Origin of the sequence: Devosia sp., assembly GCF_024707125.1 — a bacterium.
Classification (GTDB): Bacteria; Pseudomonadota; Alphaproteobacteria; order Rhizobiales; family Devosiaceae; genus Devosia.
Map to the genome: position 1 here is coordinate 747,287 of NZ_JANQAH010000009.1, position 20,415 is coordinate 767,701.

At 62.2% G+C, this 20,415-nt stretch carries 17 protein-coding genes and 1 pseudogene; 12 read left to right on the plus strand and 6 right to left on the minus strand.

Annotation, left to right across the window (positions count from 1 at the left end; all coding sequences use genetic code 11):
- The 4 genes and pseudogenes from NVV77_RS13720 to NVV77_RS13735 all read left to right on the plus strand — a co-directional run bounded on the left by NVV77_RS13720 (position 1) and on the right by NVV77_RS13735 (position 4,154).
- A complete protein-coding gene (locus NVV77_RS13720; protein ID WP_295414201.1) occupies positions 1–375 on the plus strand; it encodes a chemotaxis protein CheW in 375 nt (124 codons plus the stop codon).
- Between the two features lie 55 nt (positions 376–430).
- Positions 431–1,309 (plus strand): protein-glutamate O-methyltransferase CheR, encoded by an 879-nt coding sequence (locus NVV77_RS13725; protein ID WP_367178623.1) that lies wholly within the window; start codon positions 431–433, stop codon positions 1,307–1,309.
- Between the two features lie 13 nt (positions 1,310–1,322).
- Positions 1,323–2,442: pseudogene (locus NVV77_RS13730) on the plus strand (chemotaxis response regulator protein-glutamate methylesterase).
- Positions 2,439–4,154 carry a hypothetical protein gene (locus NVV77_RS13735; protein ID WP_295414203.1) on the plus strand — a complete coding sequence of 572 codons (1,716 nt, stop codon included), beginning with the start codon at positions 2,439–2,441 and terminating at the stop codon, positions 4,152–4,154. The pseudogene NVV77_RS13730 and the gene NVV77_RS13735 overlap by 4 nt, the downstream one beginning before the upstream one ends.
- A gap of 173 nt (positions 4,155–4,327) precedes the next feature.
- Here NVV77_RS13735 and NVV77_RS13740 read toward each other — a convergent pair whose 3' ends face one another.
- From NVV77_RS13740 to NVV77_RS13760, 5 genes are all read right to left on the minus strand, one after another.
- Positions 4,328–5,071 carry a fumarylacetoacetate hydrolase family protein gene (locus NVV77_RS13740; protein ID WP_295414204.1) on the minus strand — a complete coding sequence of 248 codons (744 nt, stop codon included), beginning with the start codon at positions 5,069–5,071 and terminating at the stop codon, positions 4,328–4,330.
- 16 nt (positions 5,072–5,087) lie between these two features.
- Positions 5,088–5,843, minus strand: a complete 756-nt coding sequence (locus NVV77_RS13745) for a DeoR/GlpR family DNA-binding transcription regulator (RefSeq protein ID WP_295414206.1) — start codon at positions 5,841–5,843, stop codon at positions 5,088–5,090.
- Positions 5,844–6,028: 185 nt separating this feature from the next.
- Positions 6,029–7,462 carry a M81 family metallopeptidase gene (locus NVV77_RS13750; RefSeq protein ID WP_295414208.1) on the minus strand — a complete coding sequence of 478 codons (1,434 nt, stop codon included), beginning with the start codon at positions 7,460–7,462 and terminating at the stop codon, positions 6,029–6,031.
- The gene (locus tag NVV77_RS13755; RefSeq protein ID WP_295414210.1) at positions 7,462–8,649 is read right to left on the minus strand and encodes an MFS transporter; all 1,188 of its coding nucleotides are present in this window, start codon (positions 8,647–8,649) and stop codon (positions 7,462–7,464) included. The genes NVV77_RS13750 and NVV77_RS13755 overlap by 1 nt, the downstream gene beginning before the upstream one ends.
- A 140-nt stretch (positions 8,650–8,789) precedes the next feature.
- Positions 8,790–9,278 carry a hypothetical protein gene (locus NVV77_RS13760; protein ID WP_295414212.1) on the minus strand — a complete coding sequence of 163 codons (489 nt, stop codon included), beginning with the start codon at positions 9,276–9,278 and terminating at the stop codon, positions 8,790–8,792.
- 374 nt (positions 9,279–9,652) lie between these two features.
- On the opposite strand from NVV77_RS13760, the gene NVV77_RS13765 reads away from it, so the two are divergent.
- The 8 genes from NVV77_RS13765 to nudI all read left to right on the plus strand — a co-directional run bounded on the left by NVV77_RS13765 (position 9,653) and on the right by nudI (position 18,626).
- Positions 9,653–10,807 carry a Gfo/Idh/MocA family oxidoreductase gene (locus NVV77_RS13765; RefSeq protein ID WP_295414214.1) on the plus strand — a complete coding sequence of 385 codons (1,155 nt, stop codon included), beginning with the start codon at positions 9,653–9,655 and terminating at the stop codon, positions 10,805–10,807.
- Between the two features lie 13 nt (positions 10,808–10,820).
- The gene (locus tag NVV77_RS13770) at positions 10,821–11,708 is read left to right on the plus strand and encodes a carbohydrate ABC transporter permease (RefSeq protein WP_295414216.1); all 888 of its coding nucleotides are present in this window, start codon (positions 10,821–10,823) and stop codon (positions 11,706–11,708) included.
- A gap of 119 nt (positions 11,709–11,827) precedes the next feature.
- Positions 11,828–12,670 (plus strand): carbohydrate ABC transporter permease, encoded by an 843-nt coding sequence (locus NVV77_RS13775; RefSeq protein ID WP_295414468.1) that lies wholly within the window; start codon positions 11,828–11,830, stop codon positions 12,668–12,670.
- Between the two features lie 61 nt (positions 12,671–12,731).
- Positions 12,732–13,928: an extracellular solute-binding protein gene (locus NVV77_RS13780; RefSeq protein WP_295414469.1), complete on the plus strand. Its 1,197-nt coding sequence runs from the start codon at positions 12,732–12,734 to the stop codon at positions 13,926–13,928.
- Between the two features lie 99 nt (positions 13,929–14,027).
- Positions 14,028–15,104: an ABC transporter ATP-binding protein gene (locus tag NVV77_RS13785; RefSeq protein ID WP_295414217.1), complete on the plus strand. Its 1,077-nt coding sequence runs from the start codon at positions 14,028–14,030 to the stop codon at positions 15,102–15,104.
- A gap of 30 nt (positions 15,105–15,134) precedes the next feature.
- The gene (locus NVV77_RS13790; protein ID WP_295414219.1) at positions 15,135–16,001 is read left to right on the plus strand and encodes a MurR/RpiR family transcriptional regulator; all 867 of its coding nucleotides are present in this window, start codon (positions 15,135–15,137) and stop codon (positions 15,999–16,001) included.
- A gap of 87 nt (positions 16,002–16,088) precedes the next feature.
- Positions 16,089–18,101, plus strand: coding sequence for a beta-N-acetylhexosaminidase (locus NVV77_RS13795; protein ID WP_295414222.1), 2,013 nt, complete (start codon positions 16,089–16,091; stop codon positions 18,099–18,101).
- 99 nt (positions 18,102–18,200) lie between these two features.
- Entirely contained in the window at positions 18,201–18,626 is a 426-nt protein-coding gene (gene nudI, locus NVV77_RS13800; RefSeq protein ID WP_295414224.1) for a nucleoside triphosphatase NudI, read from the plus strand.
- A 286-nt stretch (positions 18,627–18,912) separates the two neighbouring features.
- Here nudI and NVV77_RS13805 read toward each other — a convergent pair whose 3' ends face one another.
- Positions 18,913–20,370 (minus strand): M81 family metallopeptidase, encoded by a 1,458-nt coding sequence (locus tag NVV77_RS13805; protein WP_295414226.1) that lies wholly within the window; start codon positions 20,368–20,370, stop codon positions 18,913–18,915.
- Positions 20,371–20,415: the final 45 nt, after the last annotated feature.

A 20,415-nucleotide genomic window follows, 5' to 3' on the forward strand; every position in this document is an offset into this window, starting at 1 on the left:
ATGCGCGTCATCTCGCGCCTGCCGCGGGCCCCGGACAATTTCCTCGGCATTATCGACGTGCGCGGGCAGGGCGTGCCCGTGCTCGACCTGCGGCTGACGCTCGGCATGGAGCCGGCAGCCGACACGGAAACGACGCGCATCGTCGTGCTCTGCGTCAACAGCGCTTCGGGGCCGGTGACGCTGGGCCTTCGGGCCGACCGCGTCTTCGAGGTGACGGTGCTCGACAGCGAGACGCTCGATCCGCCGCCGAACTTCAATGCGCGCTGGCAGGACCACTGCATCGAGGGCATTGGCCGGCGCAACGGCGCCTTCGTGACCGTGCTCGATCTCGACAAGCTCCTGGGTGAGGGGGCTGACGTCCTCTCGGCCGCCTGAACCTTTCCGACCCGCGCTACACCTGGCGCGGGCCCCTCTCCCCTTGGAGACCAGAGTGGCTCTAGTATCGCGTGCCCCAATTCTTGAAGCCGATGGCGAAGACCATCTGAGCCATACCGACTTTGCCAAGATTTCGGCCCTGATCGGTTCCGAAGCAGGCATCCGCCTGCCGCCGGCCAAGCGCCTGATGGTCGAAGGCCGCTTGCGCCGGCGCCTGCGCGCGCTGCAGATCGCGACCTTTGACGGCTATTGCGACTATGTTTTCCGCAAGGATGGGCTCAAGGCCGAACTGCCTTATCTCATCAATGTGGTGACGACCAACAAGACGGACTTTTTCCGCGAGCCCGAGCATTTCGAGCTGATGCGGTCCAAGATGGTGCCGGAATTGCTGGCGGCGCGAGACGGCGAGCGCAATCCGGTGCTGAAAATCTGGAGCGCGGCGTCTTCAACCGGCGCCGAGGCTTTTACCTGCGCCATGGTTCTGGCCGACATGATGAAGGCCCAGAAGAATTTCCGTTTTTCGATCCTTGGGACCGACATTTCGACCGACGTGCTCGATATGGGCCGGCGGGCCGTTTATCCGGCCGAGCAGATCGTGCCAGTGCCCCAATCCATGCAGGCGCAATATCTGATGTGGTCGCGCAAGGCCGGCGTCCGGCCCGATGTGCGTATCGTGCCTGAACTGCGGCGTCTGGTGCAGTTCCACCGGCTCAACCTGATGGACGAGAAGTACCCCTTCGACAAGGATGTCGACATCGTCCTCCTGCGCAATGTGCTGATCTATTTCGACAAGGCAGATCAGGCCAAGGTGATCAACCGGCTTGTCGGCCATCTGCGGCCCGGCGGTTATCTACTTCTTGGTCATTCCGAGTCCATGATCGGTACGTCGATCCCCGTCCGGCAGGTTGCGCCTGCCGTCTTCCAGCGCGTGTGAGAGCTGATTAGTCATGAACAAGATCCGCGTGCTGATCGTCGATGACAGCGCCTCGGTCCGGACCACGCTGAGCGAAATCATTTCCGCCGACCCTGACCTCGAGGTCATGGCGACGGCGGCGGACCCCTATGTGGCGGTCGAGAAGATCCGGCACGAAGTGCCCGACGTGATCTTTCTCGATGTCGAAATGCCGCGCATGGATGGCCTGACTTTCCTCAAGAAGATCATGTCCCAGCGCCCCATTCCGGTGGTCATCTGCTCGGGTCTGGCCCAGGCGGGCTCAGATACCCTGATGCAGTGCATGGAAGCGGGTGCGGTCGATGTCGTGACCAAGCCGCGTGTCGACACCGCGCAGTTTTTGCAAGAATCGCGCATGCGCATTTGCGATGCGGCCAAGGCCGCCGCGCATGCCAAGATGAAGGGCCTCAAGAAGGCCGCGCCGGAACTCAAGGTCGAAGCCAAGCTGACGGCAGACGCCGTGGTGCCGCCGATTTCGGATATGCGCCGCGATAGCCTGATTGCGCGCATGCCGGTGACCGAGCCGATCGTTTCAATTGGGGCCTCGACCGGTGGCACCGAAGCCCTGCGCGAGGTGCTGGAGGAATTGCCGGCCAATAGCCCGGCCATTCTCATCGTCCAGCACATGCCGGAAAAATTCACCGGTGCCTTTGCGCGCCGGCTCGATCTCGACCTGCGCCATTACCGTCAAGGAAGCCGAGGATGGTGACCTGGTGATGGCTGGCCGCGCGCTGATTGCGCCGGGCAATGTGCATATGCAGCTCGTGCGCAATGGTTCGCGCTACACCGTCAAGATTGTCGAAGGTCCGCATGTGTCGCGCCATCGGCCGTCCGTGGACGTGCTCTTCCGCTCGACCGCCCAGGCCGCGGGGCGCAATGCGCTCGGCATGCTTCTTACGGGCATGGGTGACGATGGCGCCCGGGGTCTTCTCGAAATGCGGCAGATGGGCAGCCCGACCGTCGCTCAGGACGAAGAAAGCAGCGTCGTCTTCGGCATGCCCAAGGAGGCCATCCAGCGCGGTGCGGCCGTGCGCGTGCTGCCACTCTCTCGCATGGCGACCGAAATCGTCGCCTTTGCCCGTAACGCTCCAAAACCAACCGGAGGCATGGCATGACCAATAACAAGCCCCAAGCCAGGGACGTTTCCGCACTTTCTTCGGCTCTCGCCAAGCCGCGGCAGGAAATCGAGGAGGCCTTCGTTTCCGTCGGTTCGCGCCTGTCTGAAGGCGCGGCCATGCTCAACAGGCTGACGCGGCAGTTCGAAGCGCTGCCCGCGGCCCTGCAGGGTGAGGAAGTGAGCGAAGCCTCGAGCCAGCTGCGTGCCGTGGCGCGCACGGCGCTGCAGCTCACTGAAGACTTTGCCAAGGAAAAGGCCGATCTGACGCGCCTCGTGGAAGTGGTTTCGGCCGCCAATGGCCCGATCAGCGTCTTGCGGCGCACGGTCAAAATGATCGGCATCGTTTCGATCAATGCGCGGGTGACGGCGGCCGGTATTGTCGGCGACAGCGACGATTTCGAGGTCTTTACCACCGATATCTCGACGCTGTCGGATTCGGCGCGATCGACCATCCACGAATTCAGCCAAGTCTATCGGCAATTGGTGACCGAGGTCGATCAGGCCGCCGGCCAGCGCGACCGCTTTGATGCGGCCCATGCCCATACGCTCACCGAACTGGCGCATAATCTCGACGAGACGCTCGAAGCGCTCGACCGGCAGCGGCAATCGGCGGTGGAAAGCTCGGCCGAGACGGGCCGCGTGTCGCGCCAGATCGTCGGGCGGATCGGCAGTGCGGTGATGGCTTTGCAGGTGGGCGATTCCACCCGCCAGCGGCTTGAACATGTGGAAGCAGGACTGGATTGCCTCGCCGATATCGTTGGCGGTGCCGAGTTTGATGCCGCCGCAAGCGCCCAGGCGCTGACTGCGCTGAGCCTTCTCGAACAGGAACAGTTGCGTGCAACCGCCGCCGACTTTGCTGGCGAAGTGGGCGAGGCCGAACAGGCATTGCAGGCGCTGGCAAGCGATGCCGGCACCATCATGGCGCGCAGCCGCAATCTCTACGGCGATGGCGACAACGAGGCTTCAGCCCTGACAGTGCTGAGTGCGCAGTTGCGCGTAGCGACGGAAATTTTGCGCGACTGCGAAATGGAACGCAGCAAGCTCGAAGCGGTGGCCGCCGCCGTGCAGCAGACAGTGTCGATTCTTCTCGGCCATGTCGCCGCGGTGCAGGATATCGAATCCAATATGCGCCTTGTCTCGCTCAACGCGGCGGTGCGCTGCGCCCAGCTAGGCCCGCGCGGGGCCTCGCTCACGGTGATCGCTTCGCAGCTGCGCGAATTGACCACCGAAACCGTTGTCGCGGCGGAAGCTGCCATGGCGCAGCTTGATGAAGCCTCAGCCCTGGCCGGTGCCTTTGGCGCAGCTGCAGGTGGGGACAATGCCGGCCAGATCGGGCGGCTCGAACAGCAGGCCAATCATGCCATGACGCTGCTGACGCAGCTGGACGAGGGCCTGTCTGCCGCCATGGCCAGCCTCAATGCCGATGGCCCGAAGGTTATCGCGCAGTTGCAAGCCGCAGCGCGGGGCATTGATGGGCAGTCGCGCCTGGCCGAGAGCATGGACGATATTGCGCTCCAGATTGCCGGGCTTTCGTCCGAGGCCATGCCTGACGCACTGGCGGCGGAACTCGTGCCGGTGCTCGAACGCCTGCGCAAAACCTATACGATGGAAGCGGAGCGGCAGATTCATAGCCGGTTCTTCGGTGGCGCGGTTGCAGCGCCGGTCGAAGAAGCGAGCGACGACATGGATCTCGAAGCGCTGATGTTCTGAATGAAAAAGGCCCGCGAAAGCGGGCCTTTTTTGTTGGGGGCGCCAACAGAAGGTTTTGGATCAAACGTCAATTCTGTCATCATTGCCTGGCTTGTCCCGGCAATCCAGCTCGGGGAGGCATGGACCACCGGGACAAGCCCGGTGGTGACGATGGCGAGGAGGGGCGGAGACGCCTAATAGGTGCAGCGAGCCGAAACCTTGCCCCAGTCGCCGAGCTTGCCTTCGACGAGATCGGCAGTGCCGAGCGGGGCGGCGACGCGGGCGCCGGTGATGATGGTCTGGCCGGCCTTGAGCGGGAAACCACGCGCTTCGGCATGCGGGGCGAGCCAGACGAGGGCGGCCACGATGTCGTCCCAGGAGGCGCCGGTGGCGACATCCTTGGCGAGGGTGCCATCATAGACGAGCGACACCGCCAGGGTCGGCAGATCGGCGCGAATGTCGTTGGAGACGGCCGGGCCGACGACGACGGCGCCATTGCTCTGGAGATCGCCCAGCTGCAGGTTGCGCGGAGTGGCGTCGCGGTCGGTGAAGGGATTGGCGACCATTTCCAGCACCGGATTGACCGAGGCAATGGCGGCTTCGACTTCGAACTTGTTGGGCTTGCCGAAGAGATCAGCACCCAGGAGCACGGCAACTTCAACCTCGGCGATGAAGTGGCGATGCGTCTTGGCATCGAGCACTGCGCCATTGGCAAAGAAGCGATTTGCCGGGATGGGCGAGCAGAGCGGTTCGCCCTGGCCACCGGCAACGATCTTCCAGCCACCGACGGGGCCGATCCCCGCAATGATAAGGTTCTGCATCTCGTAGACGGCGGTCATGTCGGCGGGCACGTCTGCGGCATCAACCGGCCCCACCAGCGGGCCGCCATCATGGGCGGCGATCAGGGCCTTTACGAGAGTCTCTTGGCTGGCGGTCATTTTGGGTCCTGTTTGGTTAGGAAGCGGCAGTTTCGATCAGGGTGATCCCTGCATCGGCGCAGAGCTTTCTGATCGAGTCATAGGGGCAGTGATCGGTGATAAACGTATGGGCCTGCGAAAGGTGGCCGATGCGCACTGGAGCGGTACGGGCAAATTTGCTCGAATCCGAAACGAGGATGACATGGCGCGCATTGGCGATGATGGCCTGCGCCACCTTCACCTCGCGAAAATCGAAATCGAGGAGCGCGCCGTCCGCATCGATAGCCGAGACGCCGATGACGGCGAAATCGACCTTGAACTGGCGGATGAAATCGACCGCTGCCTCGCCAACAATGCCGCCATCGGACGAGCGCACGACGCCGCCGGCGATGACGACTTCCATGGAGGGCGCGACGCGCAGGCGATTGGCGACATTGATATTGTTGGTGATGACCATGAGGCCACGATGCTCGGCGAGCGCCTGGCTAACGGCTTCTGTGGTCGTGCCGATATTGATGAAGAGCGAGGCATTGTCGGGGATCAGCGCCGCGGCGGCGCGGCCGATGGCCTGCTTTTCGTCGGTCGCGATCTGGCGGCGGGCTTCGTACTCGACGTTTTCGACGCCCGAGGGGTGCATGGCGCCGCCATGGGTGCGTTTTAGCGCGCCGCGGTCGCAGAGGAGGTTGAGATCCTTGCGGATGGTCTGCGGGGTGACGTCGAAGATTTCGACGAGCTGCTCCACCGTGACCCCGCCCTTTTTACGGGCGAGTTCGACGATCTGAGCCTGTCGCATTAAGGGATTCATGAGAGCCCACCGCTTTCGGTTTGTGAGTAAACGAAAGTGGGGGGCGGGGGAAGGGTGGTCCTTCCTCGGTCGTCACCCTCGGGCTTGACCCGAGGGCTCTGTACTTGCGGAACCAGCTTCAAGTGAAGTGTCCTCGGGTCAAGCCCGAGGATGACGTTCGGTGACGGGACGAATTATTTCGCCAACGCCGACCACTTCACTTGCGGCACAAACGCAAAATCGCGGTCGAACGGAAAGCTAGGGCGCGGTGTGTGGTTGCGCACGGTGCGTTCCACGAACTGGTCCACGACGCCCGGCGACAGGGCCATGATGCCGGGATTGGCGATGGGGCCGAGTTCGGGGGAGAGATAGCCCGATTTCACTGCGACGATCTTTGCGGTGCGCGGATCGAGGCCGAGCTTGGTGAAGTCAGCGATATTATGGAAGGGGCGGCGGCGGACGGTGAGGACGAGGTCGATGCCGCCGATGCGCACCACGGCTTCGCGGAAAAGCGGGTTTTCGTGTTCAAGGAGGAAGACGACTTCGGCCGTCGTATCGACCGGGGTCGAGGATGGGTCGAGGCTGGCGCCGATATGGAGCGGGATGGTGGCACTGACGCCGGCGGCATAAGCCGCTTCGGTGGCGGCCTTGTCGGCAATGCCGGCAAAAATGACGCCTTGGGCATTGCGGGCGATGAGAGCGGCGAGCACTTCGGCGCGGTCGCCGACGCCGCCGCCGGTTGGGTTGTCGCCGGATTCGGCGAGCACGACTGGGCCCGTCTTGCTGGCAATGGCGCGGTCGACGCATTCGTCGATGGGGCCGACTTCCATGCCGAAGACAAACTGTTCGCGCACGTCCCAATAGTCCTGGGCCAATTTCGTGGCGGCTTTTTCAATCGCCGCCTTGTCGGTGCCGGTGATGACGGCGCAGGCGGTGGAGCGGGGTTCGTCGGCCCAGACATAGCCGACCTGGAAGGAGGCATCCCAAATGCCGGTCGGTTCTTCGACTTCGTGGAGCTGGGTGTAAAAGCTCTTCGCCGGTTCATCCTGTGTGGAAGTGCGTTCGCCGGGCAGGAGAACCGGGACGGGGGCCCAGGCGACTTTGGGCCTGACGCCAGTGCGAAGAGCGCGGACCAGCATGGTCACGGCGCGGCGCATGGTATCGGGCACGTCGATATGGGGCGCGGTGCGATAGGTGGAAAAGATGTCGAGGCCGTCGACGATTTTTTGGCTGACATTGCCGTGGAGGTCGTAGCTGGCCGCGATAATGACATCGGGGCCGACGACGTCACGGACCGAGGCGATGAAGTCGCCTTCGGCGTCGAACATGTTTTCAACGAACATGGCGCCGTGCATGGCGAGGTAGACGCCATCGAGCGGGAGGGCCGCTTTGATGCCGTCGAGGATTTCGGCCTTCCACTTGGTGTAGAGCGCGTTTTCGACGGGGCCGCCGGCAATGGCGCGGGCGTGGAGCACGGTGATGAATTCGGCCGGGAAGTGCGTCAGGAAATCAAAGTATTGATCTTTGAGCATGCTCGGGCCGCGCAAGACGCGAAAATCGGCCTCGCGGGCGATGACGGGATTATAGGTGCTGCATTCGGTATGCAGGCCAGCAACGGCAATGCGCATCAGAGCACTCCTGGAACTTCGGCTTCTGGATTGTGATTGGTTTTAACCGGGCGCGGGGTGAGGCGTCCGGTGAGGAAAAGGCTGACCAAGAGGAAGGGCACGACGCAGGCAATGCCGAAGCGAATGCCGGAATGTTCGGCGACAAAGCCGATCAGCGGCGGGCCGATGAGGAAGCCAGTCAGCGCTACGAAGGACAGCACGGCGACATTGGCCGAGGCGGCGCGATCGCCAATGCCGGCGGCGGCAGTGACGGCGAGGGGGAAGCCGACGGAGACGCCGACGCCGATGATGCCAAAGCCGACAAGGGCGAGTTCAACGCCGGGGGCAAAATAGAGCAAAACACCGCCGAGGACGGCGAGGGTGCCGCAGATGCGGGCGGTGTTCACGGCGCCAAAGGTGCGCTTGAGCGTATCGCCGCCAAAGCGGCCGGCGGCGACCATGAAGGCGAAGAACGAATAACCGAGACCGACGAGACCGCCTTCGGCCGAAAGCGCGTCGCGGAGGAAGATGGCGGACCAATCGGCCATGGCGCCTTCGGTCATGGTGATGCCGAAGACGAAGAGGCAGATGCCGATCAGGGCTGGGCTCGGCAGCGACCATGCGGATTTTTGCGCCTGGCCCTCGGCCGGCGCGTCATGCAGCACTGGCAGGGCGTAGCCGACGGCGATTGCCACGGGCAGGACCAGAACGGCGAGGAGCGGCACGGCGATCTGGGGGATGACGCCGATGGCGGCAAAGCCGGAACCGATGAGACTGCCTGCCATGATGCCGAGCGACCAGCAGCCATGGGAGGTGTTCATGATCATCTTGCCGCTCGATTTTTCGACGAGATCGGCCTGCACGTTGAGGCCGAGTTCGACGAAGGAAATGGCGGAGCCAGCCAGCATCAGGGCGATGAAGAGCAGGATCGGGTGCGGGGCGAGAACCGGCAAGCTGGCGGCGATGGAATAAAACACAAAGCCCCAGATGATGGCGCTGCGTGCGCCGATCTTGGCCACTAGTGGGCCGGCAAAGGGCAGGGTGAGCAGCGTGCCGCAGGGCATGCCGAGAAGCGCCAGCGCCAGGGCGGCGGGGCCAAGGCCGAGGCCAGCCTGGATTTCCGGAATGCGCGGTAGCCAGGAGCCGAAGGCGATCGGCTGCAGGAAGAAGACCAGCATGGTCAGGCGCTGGGGGGAGAGGAAGGACATGGTCACGGCTCTGTCTGTTGTCGCAATCCCCTCAGCTTCGTTTCCTGCGCCGCGTCATCCCCGCGAAAGCGGGGATCTCGGGACAAGAGAGATTCCCGCTTCCGCGGGAATGACGCCGTGGGTGGGCGAAATGCTTGGGCTTAGCCCTGCTTACCCATGGGATAGGGGAGGTAGCCCACAAACCCCGTCAGCTTCCATTGGCCCGCAACCTTGCGGCAGAAGTAGAGGGTCTGCCAGTTCAGGCGATCGACACCGCCATTGCTGAGCTTGATCTCGCCATTGAACTTCTTGTGCGCGATGGCGCGGTCGCCGGTGATCTCGATTTCGGTCAGGCTCGTGGCGCGGTGAATGCCGGCTTCCACATCCTCGGCATAGGACTGCTTCTGGCCCTCATATGCCTGGCGCAGCCATTCGGCGCTATAGTGGGCAAGGGTGGGATAGCTGATGGTCCAGCCATCGGGATTGTCGTTCTTGTTGCCGTTGATACCGACAAAGTCTTCGGCGACGAAATCACCTGCGACCATGGACCAGTCGGCGGCCACATAGGCGGCGATATCGCGCGGTACCAGCATGGTCCAGATATCAGAGCGGTCGGCGTCATTGGGGAAGGGGTTGGTGGAAAGGCTCATTTTAGGGGTCTTTCGTGATCTTTCGAACGGCCCGCTCCTCATTTTGGGCCGTGCGATGCACTCTGTATGAAATTTTCAGGCATGTCATCTCTGGTGACACTCCTGAAAGAGGCCACATGGATACCAATTGCGACATGCTGCGCGCTTTCCGGTGGCTTGTCCACATGGATTTTTCTGCCAAACCCCTGCCAAACGCCTAGAAATACAGCAAAGTGCCGCCCAAAAATGCGTCACGAAGAGGTGGCTTAAATTGGTATTGTCAACGCTCGGAATCTGTGTTGACATTGTGTCATAAAGGCGCCTAGTCTTGAAAATCGTTTACAGAAATGCCGACTAGTCCGGAAGAGATTGGCGGAAAACAGGGTACAGGGAATATGCGGGTAGGCATTATCGGCCTTGGCTATCGCTTGGCTTATCTGGCGCGGGTTTTTACCGCTGCCCGGAGTGATTTCGAGATCGTCGGTTATGTCGACCCGGCTCCGGCCGGCCTCCCCTACACGAAGGAGCATGGTGTCTCCGTCGGTAAGCAATATGACAGCCTCGAGGCGCTGATCGACAATGGCAATCTCGACCTTCTTATGGTCGGTTCGCCCAATCACATGCATCTCGAGCACATCCGCATCGGCCTTGAGCGCGGCATGAAGATGTTTGCTGAAAAGCCGGTCGTGACCTCGATCGAAGACACGATGGCCATTGCCGAACTGATCGGCGAATACGGCTCGGACAATGTCATGGTCGGTCTGGTGTTGCGTTATGCGCCGCTCTATGTCGACCTGCGCAAGGCGCAGGCCGAGGGCAAGATCGGCAATATTGCCTCGATCGAAGCCTCGGAAACCATTCCGCCCTATCACGGCGCTTTCTTCATGCGCGACTGGCGCCGCTATGGCCGCTATTCGGGCAGCTTCATGCTCGAAAAGTGCTGCCACGACCTCGACCTCTACAATGGCGTCATGGGCTGCCGTCCGCGCTATGTCGCAAGCTTTGGTGGCCGCCGCAGCTTCGTGCCGGAAAACGCACCGCAGGTTTCCGGCGTCAACGATCTCGAAGTCTATCACCGCAAGCCCTCGGGCTGGATGGGTTCGGACAAGGTGTTCGACAGCGATGGCGACATCATCGATTTCCAGACCGCTCTCGTGCAGTATGAAAACGGCGCGGCGCTGACCTTCCACACCAATCTCAACGTGGCTGACGATTTCCGGCGCTTTGCCGTGATCGGCGCCAAGGGCATGGCCGAAGGCGACTTCGTGCGCAATTACTTCAAGGTCACCGATAGCCGCACTTCGGATCGGCTCGAAGACAAGACCTATGAGGCGAGCACGCTGTCGCAGCACTATGGTGCCGACGAGCAGATGGCCGAAGATATTTTGAAGCATCTCGTCGATGGCGCGCCGCTGCCGGTTTCTGTGGTCGATGCGCTCGAAGCTGGGCTGCTGGCTCTTGCCATGGATGAAGCCATGCGCAGCAAGTCCGTGGTCGACATGGCCCCCATCTGGCAGCGTTTCGACACTGCCCTCGGACGACAGGGCTGAGGAGGATTAGCCGATGACCAGTACGCGTAGCGCCACCATTTTCGCCCTCGCCCTTCTGGCTCCGGCACTGATCTATATCCTGACCATCGTCGCCTATCCGCTGGTCGATACGATCATTCTCAGCTTCACCAATGCCTCGCTCAAGGCTGGCTATGATTTCGTCGGCTGGGCCAACTATCAGCGCATTTTCGGCGTCGGCAATTTCACCGAGGTGATCCTTCGCACCTTCATCTGGACCTTCTTCTCGGTCACAACCAAGATGATCATCGGCATGGCCGGTGCCGTGCTGCTCAATGCCGCCATTCCTGGCCAGGCCGTGTTCCGCATCCTCACCATGCCGCCCTGGATCGTACCCATGGCTATCGGCATCTATATGTGGAGCTGGATGTATAACGGCCAGTTCGGCATGATCTCGGGCCTGCTGCAGAATTTCGGCATCGTCGACGGTCCCGTCGCCTGGCTCGCCTATGGCCACACCGCCTTCTGGGCCACCATCGTCACCGACGTGTGGATCGGCGTGCCCATGGTCACCATCTATTTCCTTGCTGCCATGCAGTCGATCCCCAAGGATCTCTACGAGGCTGCCTGGACTGATGGCGCCGGTCGCTTCTACCGCTTCCGCCGTATCACCGTGCCGCTGATGGTGCCTGCCATCATCACCATGAGCCTGCTCTCGCTCATCGCCACGTTCAACTCGTTCGACATCATCTGGATCCTGACCCAGGGCGGTCCCTCGGGCTCGACCACGACCATGATCATCGACACCTACAAGACCGCTATCGGCAGCCGTAAGTACGGCGAAGGCGCCGCCCGCGCCGTGGTGATCTGTATCTTCGTGTCGCTGTTCTGCCTCGCCTACTTCCGTGCCGTCCGCAAGCTCCAGCAGGGAGAAGCCAAATGAGCTTTCATGACTCCAAGGTAACCCTGCCTGCCGGTGCCAATCCCCTGGCCGCCAGCGCCAGTTCTGTCGCCGAACTCAGCAAAGCCAAGGCCAAGGCGAAAGCGCGTCCCGCCAAGGCTATGATCGACCGCTACCAGTGGTACGAAGTTGCCGCCCTCTATGCCGGCATCGCGGTCTTCCTGTTCTTCGTGCTCTCGCCCTTCATCGAAGGGTTCCTGGTTTCATTGAAGCCGCTGGCCCAGCTCTTTTCGACGCCCTATAGCTTCATCCCGAAGACCTGGTCGTTCGATGCCTATATCAATATGTGGACCTCGGTCCCCGCACTGGGCATGCATATCTTCAACTCCTTCTTCATCTCCTCGGTGGTGACGCTGATCGTCGTCGCCATCGTGGTGCCCGCGGCCTATTCCTTCGCCCGCTTCAATTTTGGCGGCCAGGCGCTGCTGCTCGGCATGTTCCTTGCCGTGAACATGTTCTCGGGCGCGGTGCTGCTGATCCCGCTCTTCCGCCTGATGCGGAGCCTGGGGCTGCTCAACACCTATTTCGCCATGATCGTGCCGGGTGCGGCTTTCCTCATCCCGTCGTCCATCTGGCTCCTGCGCACCTATATGATGCGCATTCCCCGCGAGCTTGACGAAGCCGCCTGGGTCGACGGCGCCTCGCGCCTCTACACCCTGCGTCGCGTCATCCTGCCGCTCGCCATGCCTGGTATCGTCGTGGTCGCCATCATGACCTTCATCGGTGCCTATGCTCAGCAGTTCATTTTCGCGCTGACCTTCAACTCCAAGACCGAATTCATGCCGCTGCCGGTGGGCCTCTTCGCCTTCTTCGGCAAGCAGGAAGTGATCTGGAACGAGCTGATGGCAGCGTCTTTCGTCGGAATCCTGCCGGTCATGATCGTGATCATATTCCTGCAGCGCTATCTCGTCGCCGGCCTGACCGCCGGAGCCGTGAAGCAGTAGTGAGAAGGGCCCGAGGGGGCCCAATTCAAGGGAGACTACAATGAACAAGACTATCGGTTTGATGGCCGTATCGATGCTGGCGCTTGCCAGCGCGTCGACCGGCGCCTTCGCCCAGGACGTGAAGGAAATCTCCTTCATCAACTGCGGCGACGAGCTGACTGCCGGCTATGCCGAAATCTTCGCCGAGTGGGAAGCTGCCAATCCCGGCTTCAAGGTCGTTCCGGAAATCGTCGGCTGGGGCCAGTGCCAGGACAAGGTGACGACGCTTGCTGCTGCCGGTACGCCGGTTGCTCTCGCTTATGTCGGTTCGCGTACCCTCAAGCAGTTCGCCCAGAACGACCTGATCGTTCCGGTGCCGATGACGGACGAAGAAAAGGCCTCCTACTACAACTACGTTCCCGACACCGTGACCTTCGATGGCACCCAGTGGGGCGTTCCGGTCGCTTTCTCGACCAAGGCCCTGTTCTGGAACAAGGACCTGTTCGAAGCCGCTGGCCTCGATCCGGAAACCCCGCCCAAGACCTGGGAAGAAAAGATCGCTTTCGCCAAGCAGATCACTGAAAAGACCGATGCAGCAGGCTACGGCGTTGTCGCCAAGACCTTCGACAACACCATGCACCAGTTCCTGCACTGGGTTTACACCAATGACGGCCTCGTCATCGACGCCGATGGCAATATCGTCCTGAACTCGCCGCAGGTTCTGGCCGCTCTCACCGCCCTCAAGGACATCGTTCCCTATGGCGAAGAAGGCCCGACCGCTTACGAACAGAACGAAGTTCGCGCCATCTGGCTCGATGGTGGCGTTGCCATGATCGAAGCCTCGCCCGGCGCTGCCATCCGCGCTGAAGAAGCCGGCATGAACTGGGGCGTTGCCAACCTGCCGCTCGGTCCGGATGCCAAGGGTCCCGGCACGCTGCTGATCACCGACGCTCTCGCCATCTTCAAGGGCACCGGCGTTGAAGAGCAGGCCACCAGCCTTGCCAAGTTCATCACCACCGGCGACCGCCAGTGGGACGCTGAAATGGCCCAGGGTCTGACCCCGCTCCGTCCGCTGCACTCCGATGAACTGGTTGCCGAAAAGCCGTACTGGAAGCCGTTCCTCGACGGCATCGAATTCGGTGGTCCGGAACCGCTGTTCACCGACTATATCGGTCTGCAGAACGTGATGATCGAAATGGTTCAGTCGGTCGTGACCGGCGCTGCCGAGCCGCAGGCTGCCCTTGAAAAGGCTGCCAGCGAACTCGAGCAGTACAAGTAAGCCTCAGCTTTGATCCCGCCGCCGCCCTTCGGGGCGGCGGCACCAAAATCCCAGATTGCCTGCCCGCGGGAACCGCCCCGCCGACCGGAGACGCGAACCATGTCGCAACTGAGCCTCAAGCGCCTCGAAAAGAGCTTTAACGAAGCGCGCATCATCAAGGGTATCGACCTCGAAGTCGCCGATGGTGAGTTCGTCGTTTTTGTCGGTCCTTCGGGCTGTGGCAAATCCACCCTGCTGCGCATGATCGCAGGCCTCGAGGACGTGACGGCCGGCGACATCGAGATCGCAGGCAGGGTCGTCAACGACCTGCCGCCCGTGCAGCGCGGCATCGCCATGGTGTTCCAGTCCTATGCGCTCTACCCGCATATGTCGGTCTATGAGAACATTGCCTTCCCGCTGCGCGTCGAAAAACTGCCGCAGGACGAAGTCGACAAGCGCGTCGGCGCTGCCGCAAAAGTGCTCCAGCTTGAAAGCCGTTTGCAGCACCGCCCCGGCCAGCTCTCCGGCGGCCAGCGCCAGCGCGTTGCCATCGGCCGCGCCATCGTGCGCCAGCCCAAGATTTTCCTCTTCGACGAGCCGCTGTCCAACCTCGACGCCGCGCTCCGCTCGGAAATGCGCATCGAACTGATGGAGCTGCACAAGCGCCTCGGCTCGACCATGATCTACGTGACCCACGACCAGATCGAAGCCATGACCATGGCTGACAAGATCGTCGTGCTCAATGCCGGCGAAATTTCCCAGGTCGGCTCGCCGCTCGAACTCTACCACAAGCCCGACAATCTCTTTGTCGCGGGCTTCATCGGTAGCCCGAAGATGAACTTCATCAACGGCAAGGTGCGCAGCGCAGATGGCTCCAAGGTCACCATCGACCTCGGCGCGCTCGGCACCCTGGTGCTGCCGCGCACCAGCACCTCCGTCGCCGGTCAGGACGTAACCGTGGGCATTCGTCCCGAGCATATGCAGCTCGGCAATGGCGAATTCACTCTCGAAATCACGCCGAACATCGTCGAGCACCTGGGCATCCACACCATTGCCTATTCGACCCTGCCGGGCGGCGAACCCTTTATCGGGCTCTTCGAAGGCGACCCGTCGATCGAGGATGGCAAGGCGCTGAACATGGGCTTTTCTGTCGCCCATACGCACCTCTTCGACGCCAGGGGGCTGGCCGTCTACTAAGCCCGAGGGGGCCCGCTGGGGAGAGGGAAAATGCTCGACATCGTCGGCCTCTTGCAGACCGAGAAGAACGGCTTTACCCGCTCCGAACGGGCCCTTACGGACATCGTCCTCGCCGATGTCGACTCTGTTCTGAAAATGAGCATTGTCGACCTCGCCGCCCAGGCCGAAGTGTCCCCGCCCACGGTGACCCGCTTCTGCCGCCGCCTCGGCTGCGACAGCTATGCTGATTTCAAGGTGCGGCTGGCCCAGTCGCGCTTTGTCGGCCAGCGCTATTTTTCGCCCGCGGCGAGCCCGACCTCGGTGCACGAAATCGCCCAGGGCGTCGTCAACGGCATCCAGTCGATCATCTATGAAACCTTTGAGCATCTCGATTTCGGCGCCGTCGAACGCGCCGCCGAGAGCATCGCCAAGTCCAGTTTCATTCTCTCGTTCGGTTCGGGCGGCGCCTCCTCGATGATGGCCGGCGAGATCGAGACGCGGTTCTTCCGGCTGGGGCTTAAGGTGGCTTCGACCGATGACCACCAGCTGCAACTGATGCGTGTGGCCGCCGCCCCGCCGGGCACGGTGATCGTCGCTTTCTCGCTTTCGGGCAACAATGCGCAGCTCGCCAAGACGCTGACCGTTGCCGGCGAATATGGGCTGACGCGCGTGGTTGCCACGCGCTCGGCTTCGATGGTTTCGGCGCAGTCCGACATTCTGCTGCCGGTCAACTGGCATGAAAATGCCGACATTCTGCGGCCAACACCCGGTCGCTACGCCTTTCTCGCCACGGTCGACGTGCTCGCCCAGACCGTTGCCACCCGTCTCGGCCCATCGGCTGTCGCCAGTATGCGCCGCATAAAACATCAGCTCGTCGTCAATCGCGACGGCGACGACGGCCAGCCCCTCGGGGACTGACCCTCATTCCGGACGTCAGTCCGCAGCCATCCATCCCGACACGGCATCGCGGTTGCGCGGCGCCTTTTGCCAAAAAACGAGAAGCAAATGACTGCCAAGTTTTCCCTCGTCACCACCTGGACCCCCGCTGCAGGCAGCGAGCCGCTCGGCTATGGGCTTGAGCTGACCAATATCGGCGACGAACCCGTTTCCAATTTTCAGCTCGGCTTTTCCGGCCCCGCCCGCGTCGACCCGCATGCGACGCTCGAAAACGGCAAGCTGCTGGTGCGCCTCTCCAACCACACCCTGATCGCGCCGCCGGATGGCTATGTGCTCGAGCCCGGCGCGACCTGGACCTCCACGGCCCGCGGCCTCTCCTATGGCCTGCGTCACTGGAGCGACGGCGCCAATTCGGCCTATGTCGTGCTTGAAAACGGTCAGACCGTCGTCATCCCGACCAAGCCGACCCAGGGCAAGGGCCACAATTCGCCGCTGCTGAAGGGCACGGCAAAATTCCCGGTGCCAGCCAAGGCTGCGGTGCCGCACTCGATCATTCCCTGGCCGAAGTCGGTCGCAACGACTGGCGCGCGCATCGCCCCGGCCGGGCTTGACCTGCAGCCGCAGGGCGAAGCTGCCAACCGCGCAGCGGCCGCGTTTGCCGGCCTTGTGCATGATCTTTTTGCCGTCGAAGCGCTGGTGCGTCCGGCTTCGGAAGCCGGCGTGCCGGTGCACATTACCGAGAAGGTCGGCATGGGCCCGGAAGCCTATGAACTGGCCTTTGCCGAAAACAGCGCCACCATTTCGGCCAGCACGCGTCAGGGCATGTTCTATGGTCTGGTCACGCTCGGCCATATCCTGCGCGGTGCCAAGCAGTATCCGCACACTTTTACCTTCCCGACAGGCGGTGCCATTGCCGACGAGCCGGGCTTTGCCTTCCGCGGTAGCCATCTCGACGTGGCGCGCCAGTTCTATACCGGTGGCGAAGTCAGCCAGCTCATCAAGATCATGGCCTGGAACAAGATGAACAAGTTCCACTGGCACCTGACCGAGGACGAAGCCTGGCGCATCGAGATCGATGCTTACCCGGCCCTGACCGAAGTTGCCGCCTGGCGCGGTCATGGCAAGGCGCTGCCGCCGTTGCTCGGCTCCGGCCCGCAGCCGACGGGCGGGTTCTATTCCAAGAATGTCATTCGCCAGATCGTGGCCCTGGCCGATAGCCTCGGCATCGCCGTGATCCCGGAAGTCGATATGCCGGGCCACTTCTACGCGGCCTTGCAGGCGCTTCCGGAACTGCGCGACCCCGACGAACAGGGCGAATATCAGTCGGTTCAGGGGTTCCCGAACAACAGCCTCAACCCCGCGCATGAGCCGGTCTACAAGTTCGTCGAGACCGTCATCGACGAAGTGCTGGAAATGTTCCCGGCGGGCATTTTCCACCTCGGCGCCGACGAAGTGCCGCTGGCCGCCTGGTCGGGGTCGCCCCTGGCGCTCGATATGATCGAGAAGATCGCGGGCCCGGCGATGCGCGAGAAGCACGCCAAGCAGTTCAACCAGCTGGGTAATCACCACGGCGCCGATGAGATCGAAGGCTCGCCGACGGCGATCATCCAGGCCGAATTCATCAAGCGTGTGCACAAGTACATTGCGTCCAAGGGCGCGATCACCGGCGGCTGGGAAGAAGCGGCCCATGGCGATGCCGTGGACAAGAAGACCTCCTATGTCATCGGCTGGCGCAATGTGGAGATCAACGCGGCGCTTGCCGAGCGCGGTTTCGACATCGTCGTATCGCCCGGCCAGCGCTACTACCTTGATATGGCGAACGGGATTTCCTGGGCCGAACCGGGCGCCGGCTGGGCCGGCTGGTCGGGTCCGCAGGAGACCTATGAGTTCGAAGCCCGCGCCGGTTTCTCGGAAGAGGGGCTCAAGCATCTCCTCGGCATTCAGAGCTGCATCTGGTCCGAATCCATGACCGACCGCGCCATCTTCGACCGTCTGGTTTTCCCGCGTCTTTCGGCCATTGCGGAAGCCGGCTGGACGCTGCCCGAGCGCAAGAGCTGGGATCGGTTCAAGTCCATGGTCGGGCTGATGCCGATCATGTACGGCAACTGGGCTGCCGAATAACAAGGCCTGAAAAACGAGAAGCCGCCGTTGTCAAACGGCGGCTTTTTGCTGACAGACTGTTAGCACCTGATGTCACCATTGGCCGAATGGGGGAATTTCATGAAGCAGCGCACCATTGTCTGTCCGATCATCGAGAATGATGGGGCATTTCTGCTCTGTCGCATGCCGAGGGACCGTGGCGTGTTTCCGGGCCAGTGGGCACTGTCGGGTGGCGGCATGGAGCCAGGCGAGACGATGGAAGAAGCGCTGCGGCGCGAAATCCGCGAGGAGCTGGGCGATCGACTGGTGATCGAGACGGTAACGCCGTTCCGGTTTCGCGATGATCGGCGGATCAAGACTTACGCCGACGGGCGTACGGAAGAGATTTACATGATCTACCTGATCTTCGATTGCCACGCGGCGAACCGGGATGTGGTGATCAACGAAGAGTTCGACGAATACGCCTGGGTGCGGCCGGAAGATTTAGCCGGCTATGACCTCAACGCGGCGACGCGCGTGACGTTTGCGGCGAAGGGTTTTTTGTAGTCCACCGATCTTCCTTCTCCCCTTGCGGGAGAAGGTGGCGCGTAGCGCCGGATGAGGGGTATGCGACTTGTCTCCAAGCTCGGCGCGTGGTGAGAGAACCCCTCTCCCTGATTTTCTCTGAACGCAGAAAATCTGTCCCTCTCCCGCAAGGGGCGAGGGGTCACCGAATTCGCCATAGCGAATTCGGTTGGGGTTAGGGGCTCCCCGTTGCCCGCCATTCGAGCGTAGCTCTCATGGCCTTCTCGCCTAAAATCGCTCCACTGGAGCGATTTTGCCTACGGCCGGCTCAAAGCCAGGGATTCTCCACCATCGGCCAGATATCCTTGCGGGCCTTGCGGTAGTTCGTTTCCGCGGGGCGGTTCGGATAGGGTTTTCCGGCCGAGCAGTAGATGATCTCCGACGCGATCTTTGAGAACGAGTCGTAAAAATGGTTGGTCGACTTGATCAGCAGGATTTTCCGCGATTTCGGGTCGATGCCGAGGGCCGAGTAAAGGCTCGGATCAAAACTCTGGGCGCGGGTTGAATTGAGGATCACGTCGATGCCGTCGAAGTGAATCCAGGCGGCGTCACCGAACGGGGCAAAGCTTTCGCCGAAACGCATTTCGGCGTCGCGAACGAGCTTTTTCACCGTGACGCGCTTGTCGACGGGGCTGCCGGTATCAGGCGCGGACTTGGCGCCGAAGCGGAGTTGGATTTCGGCGCCTTCGCCGGCGGCAAAGCAGATCTGGACCGCGATCGGATCCCAGATGGTGCCGACGGCGACGTCGGTGGCACCGCGCGAGATGAATTCGGCAAGGAGCACGGTGGCGTCGCCCGCCGTGCCGCCGCCGGGATTGTCCCAGACGTCGGCGACGACGACGGGGCCTTTTGTCGCCGCAAGGGCGGCGTCGACAGCGACCTTCTCATCGACCTGCGCCACCATGGTGGTGCCGCGCATGGCAAAGAGCTCGCGACCGAGCTTTTCGGCAAGGGCCGCGCCCTTTTCCGGATCGTTGTCGGTAACAGCCAAGACCTTGGTGCCCATTTCGGGCACGTCGCCGGCCATGAAACCGTGGACGACGGAGAGGGAAAGCAGGCCTGGCTCGGATTTTTCGAGCGCCATGAGCTTGTCGACGAAACCGCGCATCGGCTGGCGCGAGGTTGGGAAGACGTCGATCATGCGGCAATCGAAGACCGTCATCACCGGCTTGATCTCGCCCTTAAGGGCGCGGGCGGCGATGTCCCAGAGATCGCGGGCCCGATCGACGAAGTCGGTATGCGGGAATTCCTTGAAGTAGACGAAGAAATCGGCTGCTTCGGCGCGCTTCCTGGTGAGATGGCTATGCGGATCGAGTTCGGCGCAGACAAGAATGTCCGGCCCGACGATCTCGCGCACGCGCGAGAGAATATCGCCTTCGCAATCGTCATAGCCCTGCGCGACCATGGCGCCGTGGAGGCCGAGGACGACGCCGTCCACGGGCATAGCGGCGCGGAGCTGGTCCAAAATGGCGTCGCGCAGCTCTTCGTAGGTGGTGCGGGCGACAAGGCCAGCCGGATCGGCCCAGGAGGCGCTGCCTTCGATCAGGGTCCAGCCTTCCCTCGCGCAGACTTCGCGGCCGACGGTGATCGGCGCGGTGCAGAGGGTCGGGGTTGCCGGGTGTTCGCCGGGGCCGGCATGGAGCGACGCTTCAAAGGCGCGCTTGTCGACGGCGATGGGGGAAAATGTATTGGTCTCGGTGGCGAGGGCGGCTGTGAAAACGCGCACGAGAAGCTTCCAGCAAATGAACAAATGAAGGTGCCGAAAGAGAGG